Raw genomic sequence first — 15,770 nt, 5'->3', positions numbered from 1 at the left:
ATTTTTTACATTAGCACTTGTTATTGATATTTCATCAATTCCCATTTTCATATTATTTTTCTTTTGTTTTTCACTATCTTTTAAATAATATTTTTTACCAAATAATATATCGTATTGAACTAGTTTTAATTTTTCTTGGTAGTCTTTATCTTCTCTTAAATATGCATGGAGTTTTTCTATTGGTCCATATTTTATTCCAGCTAATTTTAAAAGATATGTTCCTGCTTGATATGAATCTGTTATCGCATTTTCTTCTTTTGGAATATCATATGTAGCAAAATATGTGAATGGAGATTCGTATCTATTTAAATATTCTTCTCCATCATATAAATAATCTAGTTTTGGCATATGATCTCCATAATATAATACTACTGTATCTTCACCTGTTTCTTTTTTTCTTTGCATTAACATATCATTAAACTGCTTAACAAATTCGTCCATTTCTCTGACTTGTTCACAGTAATAATATATCTGATTTTTATATTTTTCTTCTATATTTCCACTTACTTTACATGGATAATTTTCTTCTATTTTTTCAGTTGGATAGCTAGAGTGTCCTTGAACTGATACTGTTGCAATAAAATCTTTTTCTTTTGTAGAATCCATTGCTTTTTTCATATATTTTGTAAGAACATAATCCTTTGGCCAATTTAATTTAGTATATTCTAATCCATTCATGTATTCTACAGATGTAAATGTATCAAACCCTAAATTGTTAAGACCTTTATTTCTATTGTAGAAATTACCTTTAAAGTTGTGTATAGCATGTGCTTTATATCCTTGATTTTTTAACGCTGTTGCCATTGAATTATTTATCTTTTCTTTTACTATTGATGTGTAAGGTATTTCACCACTTATAAGATTATCAAAGTTATTTCCTGTTATAACTTCAAACTCTGTTCTTGCTGTACCTCCACCAGTAGTTGGAACATTCATAAATCCACTTGTATTTTTTTCGCTTAATTTTCTAAAGTTTGGTATTGGATCCATACTCAATTTTATATTAGGTATTTTTGTTGGATCCATAAATCCTTCAAGCTGAACTACTACTACATTTGGAGAATTTTTATAATTTTTTATTAGCCTTTTATCTTCTTTTTCTTTTTTGTCTACTTCTGCTCTTATTTTTTCTATGTTTTCTTTACTATATTCTTCTGGAGCTTTTCTTAAATATCCAAAATATGAATCTAGTATTGAATAGAAAAATCCATTTAATTTATATGATGCTTGTATATCCCAACCTATATTGTGCATTATACCTTTTTCTTTTATAGGGACTATTGATACTGAAAAAATTAAAATAGAAAGTAGCCACGCTACTATATTACTTATCCCATTAAATCTTTTTTTATTTTTATCTAATTTCCACATAAAAATAAATCCAGCTATAAATACTACAAGCATTAGTATAGCCATAACTATCATTTTGGCATTTATAAATCTAGATGCTATACTAAGTCCATCACCCAATGCGTATATATCCATAAACGCTATAGGCATTCCTCTAAAAGCTAGAATTTTTTGATTTACTAACCCTAAACCTATCAATAAAAATGATAACAACCATAATATAGCTTTTTTATGTTTTAGTAGAAAAATTATCCCTGTAAACATTAATATAAGCAACATATTTATAGCTGATGAACAGGTATTATCTTTTATATATACTTTTACACTGTCTAAACTTCCTCTTGATAAGTACTCTATATATACAAATAGTACTATAGAAGTTATCAGCCACATAACTAATTCTTTTATTGAATCTTTATTTATGAAGCTTATTCTCTTTTTTTCTTTTTCCATCATTCTCTCCTTTTTGTATTATTTTATTATCTATCTATAATTAATTGTAACTTTTGTAACTTTTTAAATATAAGTATAACACAAGTTTTTTATTTTGTCTTTCTTTCTAGCTATGCATTATTATTATAAATTATATTTATATATTTTTTTTAAAGTTTTTTTAAAGTTTTTATATTATTTTTTAACTTTATATTTATTAAATAAAAAGACTTATATTCATGATTTCAAGTTTTCATAAATATAAGTCTTATATTTTTTATTATTTTTTTCATATTAATATTTATATTATTTTGCTGCTTTTATACAGTTATCTATTGTTTCTTTATCTATTCCTCCAAGTGCGGTTATTTTTGTTGCACCTTTTAATACACTTTTGTCAGAATTTTTGCTTACCAATACTATTGGAGAATATTTTGTAATTGGAGATGCTGAAAGTGCATCTACAAATTGATTTGATTTACTCAAATAATATGACGATACATTTCTATAAAATTTTTGTATTATATTTTTATTAGTTTCATATCTATTTTTACCACCAACTCTTGTAGCTTTTAATGATTTAACCAATTTTTCGCTCATTACTCCATCTAATCCTATAGCATATCTATTTGGAATACTTTTAACTATTTTTTCAGCTTCTGGATGTATTTTTTCTCCATTTGTAAGTATTACTGGTGCTGAATCTCTTGCTGCTACTGATGATACACTCATCGCATCAGCTTCTCCTTTTACACCATTTACTATAAATGTTTCCGAAGCTCCACCTTTTACTTTTTTCACTTCTTTTGCTACATTTATAGATGTTTCATATCTATTTTTACCACCAAGTCTATTTACATAAAATCCTGATTTTTTTAGACTATTTTCTATGTTTTTGCTTATTGCATTTTCAGAGCCTATTATATATATTTTATTTGCACATTCTAATCTCAATTCTATTGATGTAGGTATTCGATTTTGTTTTATTAGAAATATTGGTGCATTCGAAGCTCCCGAAAGAGCACTAGCACTCAATCCATCTGCTATACTATTTGTAGAGTTTACAAGTATAGCTGTTGTATAATTCTGTTTATCTGATATCAATGCTGATGTTTCATATCTATCTTTACCTTTTATCTCTACTTGAGATAAAGCTAATGAAGAAGATATTGTTGTAGATAGTATTAAAACTGATGTTATTATTGTCGATATTATCTTTTTCACAAATTCCACCCCTTTTAAGCAAAAAACGGACAGCAAATACTGTCCGTTTATTTTTATACTAATTTATTATCTTTCGCATTCCTGGTTAGCAACTGTACATGATGTTTTACATGCTGACTGACAAGAAGTCTGGCATTCTCCACATCCACCTTTAGATGCACTGTTTTTTAAAGTAGCTTTAGATAAAGTTTTTATATGTTTTTTTGACATGATTAACGTCCTCCATTCATAGTATTATGTATAATTATAACATATATACATAATTTTTTTCAACAATTCTACTTATTTTACAAAAGTAAGTGTCTTTTATTAATATTATTTTTCTTCTTCTTTTGTTTCTTTAGTTTCTTCTATTTCATGTTTTACTTCTTTTTTCTCTAATACAGATCCTATAGCCCATTTTTCAAATGGCATTTTTGTTCTATTTGGACCTACTTCAAGTATTACTCTTGTTTCTTCTACTTTAGCTATAGTAGCACAAAGACCACCTATTGTAACTACTTTATCCCCTACATTTAGTGATTCTCTCATAGCTCTTATTTCTTTGTCTTTTTTCTTTTGTGGTCTAATTAATAATAGATAGAATATACCAAATACTGCTACCCATAACACTAAGCTCATTATTAACTGTTGTGCTTGCATAACTCTCTCTCCTTTTTAATAATATTATCCTTTTTATTTAAGGTCTAAAAAACATTATAACGCAATTTATTTATATTTCATAGTGAATTTTTTATTTTTATAATTCATATCCATATTTAGTAAAGAATTCTTCTCTAAAGTCTAAAAGTCTATCTTCTCTTATTGCTTGTCTTATGTTTTCCATTAATTTTAATAAGAAGTGTAAATTGTGAGTTGTTATTAATCTTGCTCCTAACATTTCATTAGTTTTTATTAAATGTCTTATGTATGCTTTTGTATAGTTTCTACAAGTATAGCAATCACATTCTGGGTCAAGTGGTGTGAAATCTTCTGCATATGTTGCATTTCTTACTACAACTTTTCCCTGACTTGTCATAGCTGTACCATTTCTAGCTATTCTTGTAGGAAGTACACAGTCGAACATATCTACTCCTCTTATTACACCTTCTATTAAATCATCAGGACTTCCTACTCCCATAAGATATCTTGGTTTGTTTACTGGCATAAGTGGTGTTGTATGTTCTAATACATCATACATTAATGGTTTTGGCTCTCCAACACTCAATCCACCTATTGCATATCCTGGTAAATCTATAGCTGTTATTTCTTTAGCTGATTGTTCTCTTAAATCTTTATACATTCCACCTTGTATTATTCCAAATAATGCTTGATTTTCTGTATTTTTATGTGCTTCTTTACATCTTTCTAGCCATCTAGTTGTTCTTTCTAGTGAATTTTTTACATATTCTCTACTTGCTGGATATGGAGCACATTCATCAAATGCCATCATTATATCTGATCCTAAGGCATTTTGTATTTCCATAGCTTTTTCTGGAGTTAGGAAATGTTTTGAACCATCAAGATGAGATCTAAACTCAACACCTTCTTCAGAAATTTTTCTAAGTGGTCCTAGTGAAAATACTTGGAACCCACCACTATCTGTTAATATCGGTTTATCCCAATGCATGAAATTATGAAGTCCACCGGCTTTTTTTACTAATTCATGTCCTGGTCTTAAATATAAATGATATGTGTTTGATAATATTATTTGTGACCCGATTTCTTTTAATTCTTCTGGAGTCATTGATTTTACTGTTGCTTGTGTTCCAACTGGCATAAATATTGGTGTTTCTATATCTCCATGAGGAGTATGTAATATACCTAATCTTGCACCACTTTGTTTACATGTTTTTATCAGTTCGTAAGTTACTGCGTACATTTTTCCCTCCTATTTATTATATAAATCTAAATTTATTATCCTATTTGTTATTTTGATTATTTTCATCTGATTGATTTTCTTCATCATAAAAATCATCTGAATAATCTATTTTATTATTTTTTTTGCAAAATATCGGAAATGTTTTGCATATGAACTTTTCTCTTCTTTGTTCTACTGTTTTTTTATGTTCTTCTTGAGGTCCAATATCATCTATTAGATATTTTTTAATGGCAAATAATCCTGCTATAGATATTACTCCCAACAATATTTCTAGCATACCCTCTTTTTTAGGAATTAACAGCATTTTTCTTGCTAATGCATATAGTAATGCTTCTATTAGTGCTCCTGGCATGTGAAGTGATAGCATTACAACTAACTCAACTCCTACTACTAGAAGAAGTATTTGACCTAGCATATTATTTAATTGGTCATATTGAATAATATTTTCAAAGTTAACTATGTATGTTTCCCAAATAAGTCTAAGTACATCTATTGTACCTAAAAATACTGCTATTAAAACTACACCTGCTAATAGTTTTTCAAATAAAAAAGCTATATTTAGAATAGTTCTATTTTTACTTTTATTTTGCATCTATATTCACCTCTAACTAAATTTATTTTATAAATTTTCTAATTTATATTTATATAATTTATTATTTTATGAACATAGCATCTCCAAAACTAAAGAATCTATATTTTTCTTTTATAGCTTCATTATATGCATTAAGTACATTTTCTCTACCACATAATGCACTAACTAACATTATAAGTGTTGATTCTGGTAAGTGGAAATTAGTTATTAGATTATCTAATACTTTGAATTTATATCCTGGATATATAAATATATTCGTCCAACCACTTTTTGCACTCATATGACCATTTTCTTCTGCTGCGGATTCTATTGTTCTACAACTAGTTGTACCTACACATATTACTCTATTTCCATTTTCTTTAGCTTTATTTATTTTATCTGCTGCTTCTTGAGTAACCATATAGAATTCAGAGTGCATTTCATGATTTAATACATCATCAACTTTTACAGGTCTAAATGTACCTAAACCAACATGTAATGTTACAAATGCTATATCTACACCCATTTCTTCTATTTCTTTTAAAAGTTCGTTTGTAAAATGAAGACCTGCTGTTGGTGCTGCTGCTGATCCATTGTGTTTTGAATATACTGTTTGATATCTTTCTTTTTCTTCTAATTTTTCTGTTATGTATGGAGGTAATGGCATATTCCCTAATTCATCTAATATTTCTTCAAATATACCTTCATAGTGGAATTTTATTATTCTAGCACCTTCATCTGCCATTCCAACTACTTCACCTATTAATTTTCCTCCACCAAAAGAAAACTTTGTACCAATTTTTGCTCTTTTACCTGGTTTTACTAATGATTCCCAAGTATCATCTGTATTTCTTTTTAAAAGTAAAAATTCTATTTTCCCACCTGTATCTACTTTTTCACCGATTAGTCTTGCTGGTATAACCCTAGTATTATTTAATACTAAACAATCTCCTTTTTTTAAATATCCTTTTATATCTCTGAATATTTTATGTTCAATTTCTCCTGTTTCTTTATCAAGCACCATCAATCTTGATGATGATCTATCTTCTATAGGAGTTTGAGCTATTAATTCTTGTGGTAAATCAAAATTAAAATCACTTGTTTTCAAATTTATCTCTTCCTTCCCAATTATTTATAACCGTTTTATTTTTGCATACTTCTTTTATGATAACAAAAAAATCATTCTTTTTCCATATACTGAAGATAAAAAGTATATATTTTTTTATATTTTGGATAAATTGTTATTAACTAATCAATCAAACACTATATATAGTATGTAATTTTATTTTTATACACAATATGTTGATAAAGTTGTGTGTATCCCATTTAAATCAATTCTTTTTGATTTTTTAAAAGTATATAAAAAAACGCTTAAATACTAGTCTTTGTAATACTTTAAAGCCTTTTTTAAGCGATTTTTTTTATTTTTTCTTCTATTATAATATATTTATTTTTTATCTTCTATTTTGTATCCTAAATGTCTATAAGATTGTGGCATTGCTATTCTTCCTCTTGGAGCTCTATTTATAAATCCAAGCTGTATTAAGTAAGGCTCATATACATCTTCTATTGTATTCCTGTCTTCACCTATAGATGCTGCCAAAGTATCTAAACCAACTGGACCTCCATCAAATTTTTCTATTATTGTTTTTAATAATTTTTCATCTACATAATCAAGTCCAAGAGAATCTACTCCTAAAAGCTCTAGAGCAGATTTTGTTACTTCTTCTGTTATATTTCCATTTGCCCTAACTTGAGCATAGTCCCTTACTCTTTTTAAAAGTCTATTTGCTATTCTTGGTGTACCTCGTGACCTTCTAGCAATTTCGTATGAACTTTTATCTTCTATTTCTGCGCCTAATAGTCCTGATGATCTTTTTACTATTTGAGATAATTCATCTTCTGTGTAATAGTCTAATTTACATATCACACCAAATCTATCTCTTAATGGATTTGTAAGCATTCCTGGTCTTGTTGTAGCACCTATTAATGTAAATTTAGGTAAATCAAGTCTTATACTCCTTGCCGATGGACCTTTACCGATTATTATATCAAGACAAAAGTCTTCCATTGCAGGGTATAAAACTTCTTCAACATTTCTATTTATTCTATGTATTTCATCTATGAAAAGTACATCATTTTCTTCTAAATTTGTAAGTATCGCTGCTAAATCTCCAGCTTTTTCTATAGCAGGACCTGATGTTATCCTTAAATTAACCCCCATTTCATTTGCTATTATTCCCGCTAATGTTGTTTTTCCTAATCCTGGAGGTCCATATAAAAGAACATGGTCTAATTGTTCATTTCTACTTTTAGCTGCTTCTATAAATATACTTAATTGTTCCTTTGATTTTTCTTGTCCTAAATATTCAGATAGAGTTTTCGGTCTTAAATTATTCTCTATATCTAAATCTTCCATCTTCATTGTTGATGTTATAATTCTATTTTCATCAAAATCTTCTAACATTTTTTCTCCTTTCTATAAATAATTTTTTATTTTACTTAAGATTATTTTTCATTAAATATGTAAGAGATTTTTTTATTATCTCTTCAGTATTCATACCTTGTTTTTTTGTTTTCTTAACTGCTTCTTTAGCTTCTGTTTGAGTGTATCCTAAAGCTATAAGTGCATCTACTGATTCATCAACAGATATAGCTATAGGTTGATTTTCTAATAAATTAGGTTCAAATTCTATTTCTGTTTTATCTATTTTATCTTTTAATTCTAAAACTATTCTTTCTGCCGTTTTTTTACCCACACCAGGTGCTTTTGAAAGTTTTGCTGTATCTTCACTAAGTATATATGCTCCTAACTGTTTTGGAGTTGCAAAAGATAGTATAGAAAGACCTACTTTAGGTCCTATTTTTGATATTGATGTTAATAAATCAAACATTTTTATTTCTTCATCAGAATAAAATCCACATAAATACATTTCATCTTCTCTAACTATTAATTTTGTATATAATTTTGCATTTTCTCCTATAGTATATTTTGAAATTGTATTTGAAGATACCAATGCATTATATCCTATACCATTATTTTCTATTGTTATATTATCCAAACCTATTTCTTCTATTGTTCCTTTTATATATTTATACATTTTTTCACCTCCAAATTTATAATCCATTTATATTTTTTAAAGTTTTTTCAAGTTTGTTTGAATGAGCATGACAGATAGCTATTGCAAGTGCATCTGCTACATCATCTGGTTTTGGTACTCTTTTTAATCTTAAAAAAGATGTTACACTCTTTTGTATTTGAGATTTATCTGCTCTACCATATCCACAAACACCTTGTTTTATTTGAAGTGGAGTATATTCGTGTACTGGTATATTATTGTGTGCACAAGCAAGTAGTGTTACTCCTCTAGCTTGAGCAACTGTTATAGCTGTTTTTACATTTTTATTGAAAAACAGTTCTTCTATTCCAACTTCATCTATATCATAACTTTTTATTATTGTATCTATCCCTTTATATACCATCTCAAGTCTAACTGTTAAGTCTGTATGTGCTGGTGTTGTTACTGCTCCATAATCAATAACTCTAAATGAATTATTTTTATATTCTACAACTCCATACCCTACAATAGCTATACCTGGGTCTATTCCTAATATTATCAATTTTTTCCCTTTCTAATTCTTTATTTTTTATTTTAATTTTCTGTTTTACCTTTTTATTTATTTAAATATTATCAAACATATGTACTATTATAACATAAAAAAAGAGAGATTTCTCTCTCTTTAAATTTTTAGTTTTTATTTTAATTACTTTCTGTTTTTTACCATTTCATTTATTTTTTCTAATCCTATTTTAGCAGCATTTATCTTTCCTTTATTTGGATAGTTTGATAATACTACTACTCCTTTTTTAGATTTCTTTTCAAATCCTATAAAACAGTCAAATGTATCTGTACTACCATCATGCCAAAGTATATTTCCATCGTCATTTATTATCCATCCAAGACCAATTTCATATTTTCCTTTTGAAATTGTATATTGTTTTTTATGTGCTATTGATAAATATTCTGGGTTACAATTTATATTTTCATTTACAAATTTTAACATATCTTCTATTGTAGATATAAGCCCTGTTGTAGAAAGGTATACTTCACTACCTTCCCATTTCCAACATTTAGCTATTTTTGTGTCTTCTGTATAACCAGTGTTATTCATATTTAATTCTTTTAACATTTCTTCCATTATAGTTTTAATATCTTTATTATATGTTTTTGATAATATTTCTCCCATAACTGCACCACCAAATTGAGAATACACCCATTCACGATGTTTTTCATTTGGTTTAAACTTTTCTATATCAGATAATATATTTTCCTCTTTATATCCATAATATGGATTATCTTTTGTTAAAAGTGCATTTTTAAGCTCTTTTCTAGTTATCTTTTTAGGATAAGAGTTTCCATATCTAGCAGTGTGCGTTGCAAGTTGTAATACTGTTGGATTATGATTTAAGTCTTTATTTATAATATTTCCTAACTTTTCTTCTATATTTATTTTATTGTCATTTATAGCTTGGCATAGTTTAGCCATCATTATACTTTTTGTAAGAGATCCTATTTCATATCTATGTTGCTTTTTCTCAAGTTCAACGCCTTTATGACCGTACACTTTATAGTCAATTTCGTCATTTTCTATTGTTCCCACTGTAAGAATTAATTTTGATGTTCCTCTATTTTTTGAATACTCTTCTATAAGACTATCTGATTTCATTTTTTCTCCTCCACTTTTTATACTTTACACACTATTTTTTTAAAGCTATTCTTTTAAATTTATTTTTTAAAGAATCTAAAAGCATCTCTACTTCATCTATTTTCATAAGATGAATTAATATAGCATATACTCCTATTCCTGATACTACAGTTACAAATAATACTTTCATTAGTTTTTTTGTACCATAAATTCCACCAATAGACAAAATTTTATAAACCATATATACTACTATTCCCATTATTAAAGATGCTATTATTGATTTTATCGTTGTTATTAATATTTTATCTTGTCCAAAGTATTTTATTTTTTTCTTTAGACTTATAAATAATAATAATATACAAATTGTTGCAGATATACTAGTTGCAAATGCAAGTCCACAATGTCCCATGAATTTTATAAATATTAAATTCATACATATATTCATAAACATAGCAATCATTCCGTTTCTCATAGGAGTTTTTGTATCTCCAAATGAGTAAAATACATTTCCAAGTATATTTCTAAGACCTGATGCTGTCAATCCTATTGCATAATATGAAAGTGCTGATGCTGTTAAAAGAGTTGCATTATGATCAAATTTTCCTCTTTCAAATGCAAGTTGTACTATAGGAACTGATAATACTATTATACCAATAGTTATTGGAACCATAAGTATTATTACAACATTTACACTTTTTCTTATTATCGATGTTGCTGCTTTTCCATTTCCTTCACTAGATAATTTTGATAAAAGTGGATATACAACAGACTGTATGCTAGATATAAATACTCCTATTACAAATGTATTTAATATAGATGCACTGTTTAATATTGTTATTATACCATTTCCAAGGGTAGATGCTAAAGTTTTATCTACTACTGTATTTAATTGATTTACACCAACTCCTATAAAAACTGGTATTACTAATATTAACATTTTCTTTATATATTTATCTTTTATATTTATATAAAATTTATATCTATACCCATCTTTATATGATACTGGAACTTGGAATAAAAATTGACTAGCCATACCCACTAATGTAAATATTGGCATAAGCCTTACATCGTATTTTGCACTTAAATATATCCCCAATATAATTATAATATTGAAAGGTATTCCTGTTAAGCTTGGTACAATAAATTTTGAATTTATATTCATAAGACATGTCATTATATTACTAAGCCCTATAAATACCATTCCCCATATCATTATTCGTGTAAATTCTGATGCCAATTTTAATTTTTCTCCAGTATAGCTCATTGCAAATATTTTTACTAATTCATCAGAAAATATATATCCTATTATAGATAACAATAAACTTATTATTACTATTATATTAAATATATTATTTACAAATTTGTCTGTTCCTTCTTTTCCTAAATCTTTTTCTACTGTATAGTACATTGGAATAAATGTAGTTGCAAGAGCACTTCCTATTGTAGAAAATATTACTGTAGGTATATTCATAGATGTTATAAAAGCATCTGTAACCATTCCTGCACCATGTACTGATACTAATATAGTTTCTCTGGCAAAACCAAATACTTTTGAAATCATTGTTACTATAAATAAACCTATGGTTGCCTTTGCTACCTTACTCATAAAAGTCCTCCCTAATTATTTATATATACAAAAGAATACTCCGACTTTTTAATTTTGTATACACTTTAAAAAGATTTTTCTATTATATTTCATATAATTTTATTTTTTTTTATTAATAGCTTAAGTCTATATATAAAATATATAAATTTTGTATATTTTGTATAACATACTTAATTGAGAATAAATTTTAAATTTTGTTTAAAGTCATGCCCAAAGGGTATATATATGAGTAAGATAAGATAACAATAAATTTGAATTTGAATTTATTAAAATTAAATAATCAATATAATAATAACTATAATGTAAATATATTAATCTTTTAAGGAGGATTTTAAAATGGCAAAATTTTATTTATGTGAAAAATGTAAAAAAATAGTTGAGGTTGTACATGAAACTCCAGTACCTCTTATGTGTTGTGGTCAAAAAATGACTGAACTTGTAGCTAACACTGAAGATGCAGCTACTGAAAAACACGTTCCTGTAGTTTCTGTTGAAGGCAATAAAGTTAAAATAGAAGTTGGTTCTGTTGAACATCCTATGATGGAAAAACATTATATAATGTTTATAGTTCTTGAAACTAATAAAGGTATTCATAAAAAATATCTTAACCCTGGTGAAAAACCAGTTGCAGAATTCGCTTTACTTGAAGATGAAAAACCAGTTATAGCTTATGAATACTGTAACTTACATGGTCTTTGGTCTAAAGAATTTTAATAATTAGATAATATCAACTCCCATAATTATGTAATAAATTAAAATAGGCAATATTTATTTTTATAAATATTGCCTATTTTTTTACAATATTATTTTGTAATAAAAAAATACCTACATTAATTTGTAGGTATTCTAGTAATTGTTACTTATAGTATATCTATTATTTTTTAGCGTTTATATCTTTTAATACTATTATTTCTATATTTCTTCTACCAAATTTATAACATTCTCTACTTGAATTCATAAATATATCTATTTTTGTTCCTTTTATAGCTCCACCACAGTCATTTGCTATGAAAACTTTATTAAAATATGGTATATATACTTTTGATCCATATGGTATAACTTTAGGATCTACAGCTATTGTTCCAAATCTTGGTTTCTGACCTGTAGATGTTTTTGTATGTCCTGAGTATGCTGATGCATTAGATTTATATGATTTTCCAGTTGATGTAAGTTTTCCTCTTTCATTAAAATAAAGTATTTTTCCATCTGTTTTAACTATACCTTCTGAAACTGATCCATCATTACCAAAGTTATATGTTTTACCATTACTTAAAGTACGTATCCCTGTATGTTTTCCTTCTTCTCTATTAAAGAAATAAGTTTTTTTGTCTATTGTTGTCCAACCATCAGCCATTTTTCCATCTTTATAGAAATAATATGTATTTCCATCTACATTTTGCCAACCTGGTTTTACTTCACCATTTTTTCTGTAATAAAAAGATTTATTTTTTATTTCCCAAACACCTGTGTTTGAATCTGTAGATTTTCTTTCTACTTCATTATAATCATTATCCTCTACTCTTTCTATAGAAGACTCAGGCGATACCATTTCTATATTGTCTATACTCTCATCTGCAAATGCAACTGCATTGCTTGATAAAAGCATCATTGATATTAAAGCTATCGAGCTTATTTTTTTCTTTAAATTCAACATAATTCCTCCAAATATTTATTTATACATTATTATTTTCTTTTTTGTCACTTTTTATTCATTTTCTTGTTACTTTTTTGTAACTTTTTAACTCTGTATATATCATAATATATAATTTACAGATTTGTAAAGTCTTTTTTTGCATTTTTAACAAACAACAAACAACATTATAAGAAATGTTTTTTATTATATTTTTTTAATTTTACATTATAAAGCCTATATTTCAAGAGTTGTATACACAACTAAGTAACAACTTGTTTTTACTTATAAAATTTTTTTATGATTATTTTTTTTTACAAAAGTTACAATCTTTGTCACTTTTTGTAAATTTTTGATATCAAAAATAACTTATTGTTACTTTTTATATCAATTTTTTATTAATTCTTATATTTTTATTTTTTTACATTTTCTACCTAATTTATTACATTATCTTCATATATCTTTTTTTTTAGTCAATAAGGTATATAATAAAAAAAAGAGTTGTTCTATTATAGTACTTACAAGATGTAGTATTTTTATTATTAATAAAGATTTAAATGAGGTGATTTTTATATGAGATTATTATATATACAGGTTCTATATTTTACTATATATAGTTTTCTTGGATGGGTATGTGAAACTACTTATTGCTCCATAGGGCAAAGAAAATTTGTTAATAGAGGGTTCTTAAATGGTCCTTTTTGTCCAATCTATGGTTTTGGAGCATTGGCAGTCATAACAATTCTTTCGCCTTTTGTAGGCAATATTCCATTACTTTTCATTACTAGTATAATTGTTACTAGTGTGCTAGAATATGTTACCAGTTTTGTTTTGGAAAAAATGTTTAATATGTCATGGTGGGATTATTCAAATTATAAGTTTAATATAAATGGAAGAGTATGTTTACAAAATTCTTTGATGTTTGGGTTGTTATCACTTTTTGTTATGCTTATACTGCATCCTGCTGTAAAAGACTTTGTTTCTGATATAAATTCAAAAATTGCTTTTGTTTTATCGGTATTATTAGGTTCATATTTTGTAGTTGATACATTTATAACTACAGCAACAATAATACATCTTAATGAAAGACTTGAAAAACTTCATGCTCTTTATGAAGATTTGTCTATTAAAAGAAGAAAACATGTTGAAGCTATTAGACAGCATCTAGAAACAAGTTTAGTAAATCAAATTGAAAATATAGGTGATTCTAAGTATGTATCTTCTGAAATGAATGAAATTTTATCAAATGATTTTATAGGTAATTTCAAAAAAGAAGAACATAAATTTATACATGAATTAGAAAATGAAATAAAATCTATCAATGCTAAGATAGAATCATTAAAAAATAAAAATAACACTTTATTAAGAAGAAGACTTTTAAAAGCCTTCCCTTCTATTCATTCATTAAAACACGATTCAGTTCTTAAAGAAATCAAAGATTTAGTGAATAATCACAAACATTAATAGATTTATTATATTTTACTATTATGTTTATATATACTCATATTTGGGTATACTATATAATATAACAATTATGTAAGTAAGCATTTGGCTTGCTTGAAAGGAGAGTTTTTATATGAGTTTATCTAAAAAGATACAAGCTAAAAGACAAGAAAAAATCAAAGCAGAAAAAATTAAAAAGGCTAAAAATACTGCCGCTAATATAGCTGCAGGTACAGCTCTTGGTATAGTTAGTGGTATTTTATTAGCTCCTAAATCAGGAAAAGAAACTAGAGAAGATATCAAAAACGCTTCAAAACAAGCTGCATCTGTTGTTTCTGATAAAGCGTCAAATGCAAAATCTAAGGCTGATGATGTTTTAGATTCTCAAAAGACTAAATTTAGTAACTCTAAAGCTAAAATAAAAGAATATCTTAATTCTGTAAAAGAATCTAATTCTGAAGAATGTCCAGAAGATTTAATTGAAGTTAATTCTGATAATGAAGTAGAAGATGATTCTTTAAATTTATAATTTAGTATTGGAAATTTAATATTATGACTATAACAATTAATTTAAATACAATTTTATTTGTATTAGCTATTTTAGGTTGTATAGCTCTTATAATCTTAATAAAATTGATTATTAATTTACTTTCTACTATAAAGAATGTTAATTCTGTTTTAGATAAGGTAAATGTTGTTTTAGATTCAAATACAGAAAATATTACTAATTCAATTTCTAAGCTTCCAAAATTAGTTGATGATTTCGGACAAGTTGGAGAAAATGTAAGGGATGTTTCTGAAGTTGTTACTGATGTAGCAGCTGATATTATTGTTACTAAGGAAAATGTAAAAAGTAATTTTGAAGTATTAAATGAAATATTGAGTATTGTAAAAAGCATTTTTTCTTCAAAATAAATATATCTGTAATTTAAAAGGTGGTATCAAA

17 protein-coding genes are annotated in these 15,770 nt (G+C 26.4%); 4 read left to right on the top strand and 13 right to left on the bottom strand.

The annotated features are described in order from the left end of the window. The 12 genes from Q1J78_RS06010 to murJ form a co-directional block, all read right to left on the bottom strand. Nucleotides 1–1,803 (bottom strand): LTA synthase family protein (locus Q1J78_RS06010; protein ID WP_300277941.1); only part of this gene is annotated, 1,803 nt, incomplete at its 3' end. Between the two features lie 285 nt (nucleotides 1,804–2,088). Next, nucleotides 2,089–3,006 carry a cell wall-binding repeat-containing protein gene (locus Q1J78_RS06005; RefSeq protein ID WP_300277938.1) on the bottom strand — a complete coding sequence of 306 codons (918 nt, stop codon included), beginning with the start codon at nucleotides 3,004–3,006 and terminating at the stop codon, nucleotides 2,089–2,091. Between the two features lie 66 nt (nucleotides 3,007–3,072). Then, nucleotides 3,073–3,216, bottom strand: coding sequence for a six-cysteine ranthipeptide SCIFF (gene scfA, locus Q1J78_RS06000; RefSeq protein WP_071585583.1), 144 nt, complete (start codon nucleotides 3,214–3,216; stop codon nucleotides 3,073–3,075). A gap of 105 nt (nucleotides 3,217–3,321) precedes the next feature. Further along, nucleotides 3,322–3,648 carry a preprotein translocase subunit YajC gene (yajC, locus tag Q1J78_RS05995; protein ID WP_300277931.1) on the bottom strand — a complete coding sequence of 109 codons (327 nt, stop codon included), beginning with the start codon at nucleotides 3,646–3,648 and terminating at the stop codon, nucleotides 3,322–3,324. Nucleotides 3,649–3,745: 97 nt separating this feature from the next. After that, a complete protein-coding gene (gene tgt, locus Q1J78_RS05990) occupies nucleotides 3,746–4,867 on the bottom strand; it encodes a tRNA guanosine(34) transglycosylase Tgt (protein WP_300277928.1) in 1,122 nt (373 codons plus the stop codon). A 40-nt stretch (nucleotides 4,868–4,907) separates the two neighbouring features. Further along, on the bottom strand, nucleotides 4,908–5,459 hold the full coding sequence (locus Q1J78_RS05985; protein WP_300277925.1) for a hypothetical protein: 552 nt from the start codon (nucleotides 5,457–5,459) through the stop codon (nucleotides 4,908–4,910). Nucleotides 5,460–5,520: 61 nt separating this feature from the next. Continuing rightward, entirely contained in the window at nucleotides 5,521–6,546 is a 1,026-nt protein-coding gene (gene queA, locus Q1J78_RS05980) for a tRNA preQ1(34) S-adenosylmethionine ribosyltransferase-isomerase QueA (protein ID WP_300277922.1), read from the bottom strand. A 339-nt stretch (nucleotides 6,547–6,885) separates the two neighbouring features. Continuing rightward, nucleotides 6,886–7,905 carry a Holliday junction branch migration DNA helicase RuvB gene (ruvB, locus tag Q1J78_RS05975; protein ID WP_300277919.1) on the bottom strand — a complete coding sequence of 340 codons (1,020 nt, stop codon included), beginning with the start codon at nucleotides 7,903–7,905 and terminating at the stop codon, nucleotides 6,886–6,888. A 31-nt stretch (nucleotides 7,906–7,936) separates the two neighbouring features. Beyond that, nucleotides 7,937–8,539, bottom strand: a complete 603-nt coding sequence (gene ruvA, locus Q1J78_RS05970; protein ID WP_300277915.1) for a Holliday junction branch migration protein RuvA — start codon at nucleotides 8,537–8,539, stop codon at nucleotides 7,937–7,939. A 16-nt stretch (nucleotides 8,540–8,555) separates the two neighbouring features. Beyond that, on the bottom strand, nucleotides 8,556–9,059 hold the full coding sequence (gene ruvC, locus Q1J78_RS05965; protein ID WP_300277912.1) for a crossover junction endodeoxyribonuclease RuvC: 504 nt from the start codon (nucleotides 9,057–9,059) through the stop codon (nucleotides 8,556–8,558). A 144-nt stretch (nucleotides 9,060–9,203) separates the two neighbouring features. Next, complete coding sequence (locus Q1J78_RS05960; protein ID WP_300277909.1) at nucleotides 9,204–10,166, bottom strand: serine hydrolase domain-containing protein; 963 nt, start codon at nucleotides 10,164–10,166, stop codon at nucleotides 9,204–9,206. 31 nt (nucleotides 10,167–10,197) lie between these two features. Beyond that, nucleotides 10,198–11,751, bottom strand: coding sequence for a murein biosynthesis integral membrane protein MurJ (gene murJ, locus Q1J78_RS05955; RefSeq protein WP_300277907.1), 1,554 nt, complete (start codon nucleotides 11,749–11,751; stop codon nucleotides 10,198–10,200). Between the two features lie 336 nt (nucleotides 11,752–12,087). Between murJ and Q1J78_RS05950 the strand changes: the two genes are divergently transcribed. Next, nucleotides 12,088–12,465, top strand: coding sequence for a desulfoferrodoxin family protein (locus Q1J78_RS05950; RefSeq protein WP_300277904.1), 378 nt, complete (start codon nucleotides 12,088–12,090; stop codon nucleotides 12,463–12,465). Between the two features lie 160 nt (nucleotides 12,466–12,625). On the opposite strand, the gene Q1J78_RS05945 is transcribed toward Q1J78_RS05950, so the two are convergent. After that, entirely contained in the window at nucleotides 12,626–13,405 is a 780-nt protein-coding gene (locus Q1J78_RS05945) for a 3D domain-containing protein (RefSeq protein WP_300277901.1), read from the bottom strand. Between the two features lie 549 nt (nucleotides 13,406–13,954). On the opposite strand from Q1J78_RS05945, the gene Q1J78_RS05940 reads away from it, so the two are divergent. From Q1J78_RS05940 to Q1J78_RS05930, 3 genes are all read left to right on the top strand, one after another. Next, nucleotides 13,955–14,845: a putative ABC transporter permease gene (locus Q1J78_RS05940; RefSeq protein ID WP_300277898.1), complete on the top strand. Its 891-nt coding sequence runs from the start codon at nucleotides 13,955–13,957 to the stop codon at nucleotides 14,843–14,845. 112 nt (nucleotides 14,846–14,957) lie between these two features. Further along, nucleotides 14,958–15,353, top strand: coding sequence for a YtxH domain-containing protein (locus Q1J78_RS05935; protein ID WP_300277895.1), 396 nt, complete (start codon nucleotides 14,958–14,960; stop codon nucleotides 15,351–15,353). A 23-nt stretch (nucleotides 15,354–15,376) separates the two neighbouring features. Then, nucleotides 15,377–15,739 (top strand): hypothetical protein, encoded by a 363-nt coding sequence (locus Q1J78_RS05930; protein ID WP_300277892.1) that lies wholly within the window; start codon nucleotides 15,377–15,379, stop codon nucleotides 15,737–15,739. Nucleotides 15,740–15,770 lie beyond the last annotated feature (31 nt).

This window comes from Peptacetobacter sp., from assembly GCF_029264495.1.
Classification (GTDB): Bacteria; Bacillota; Clostridia; order Peptostreptococcales; family Peptostreptococcaceae; genus Peptacetobacter.
Note: the sequence above shows the minus strand (reverse complement) of the source record. Positions and strands in the feature narration are given on the sequence as shown.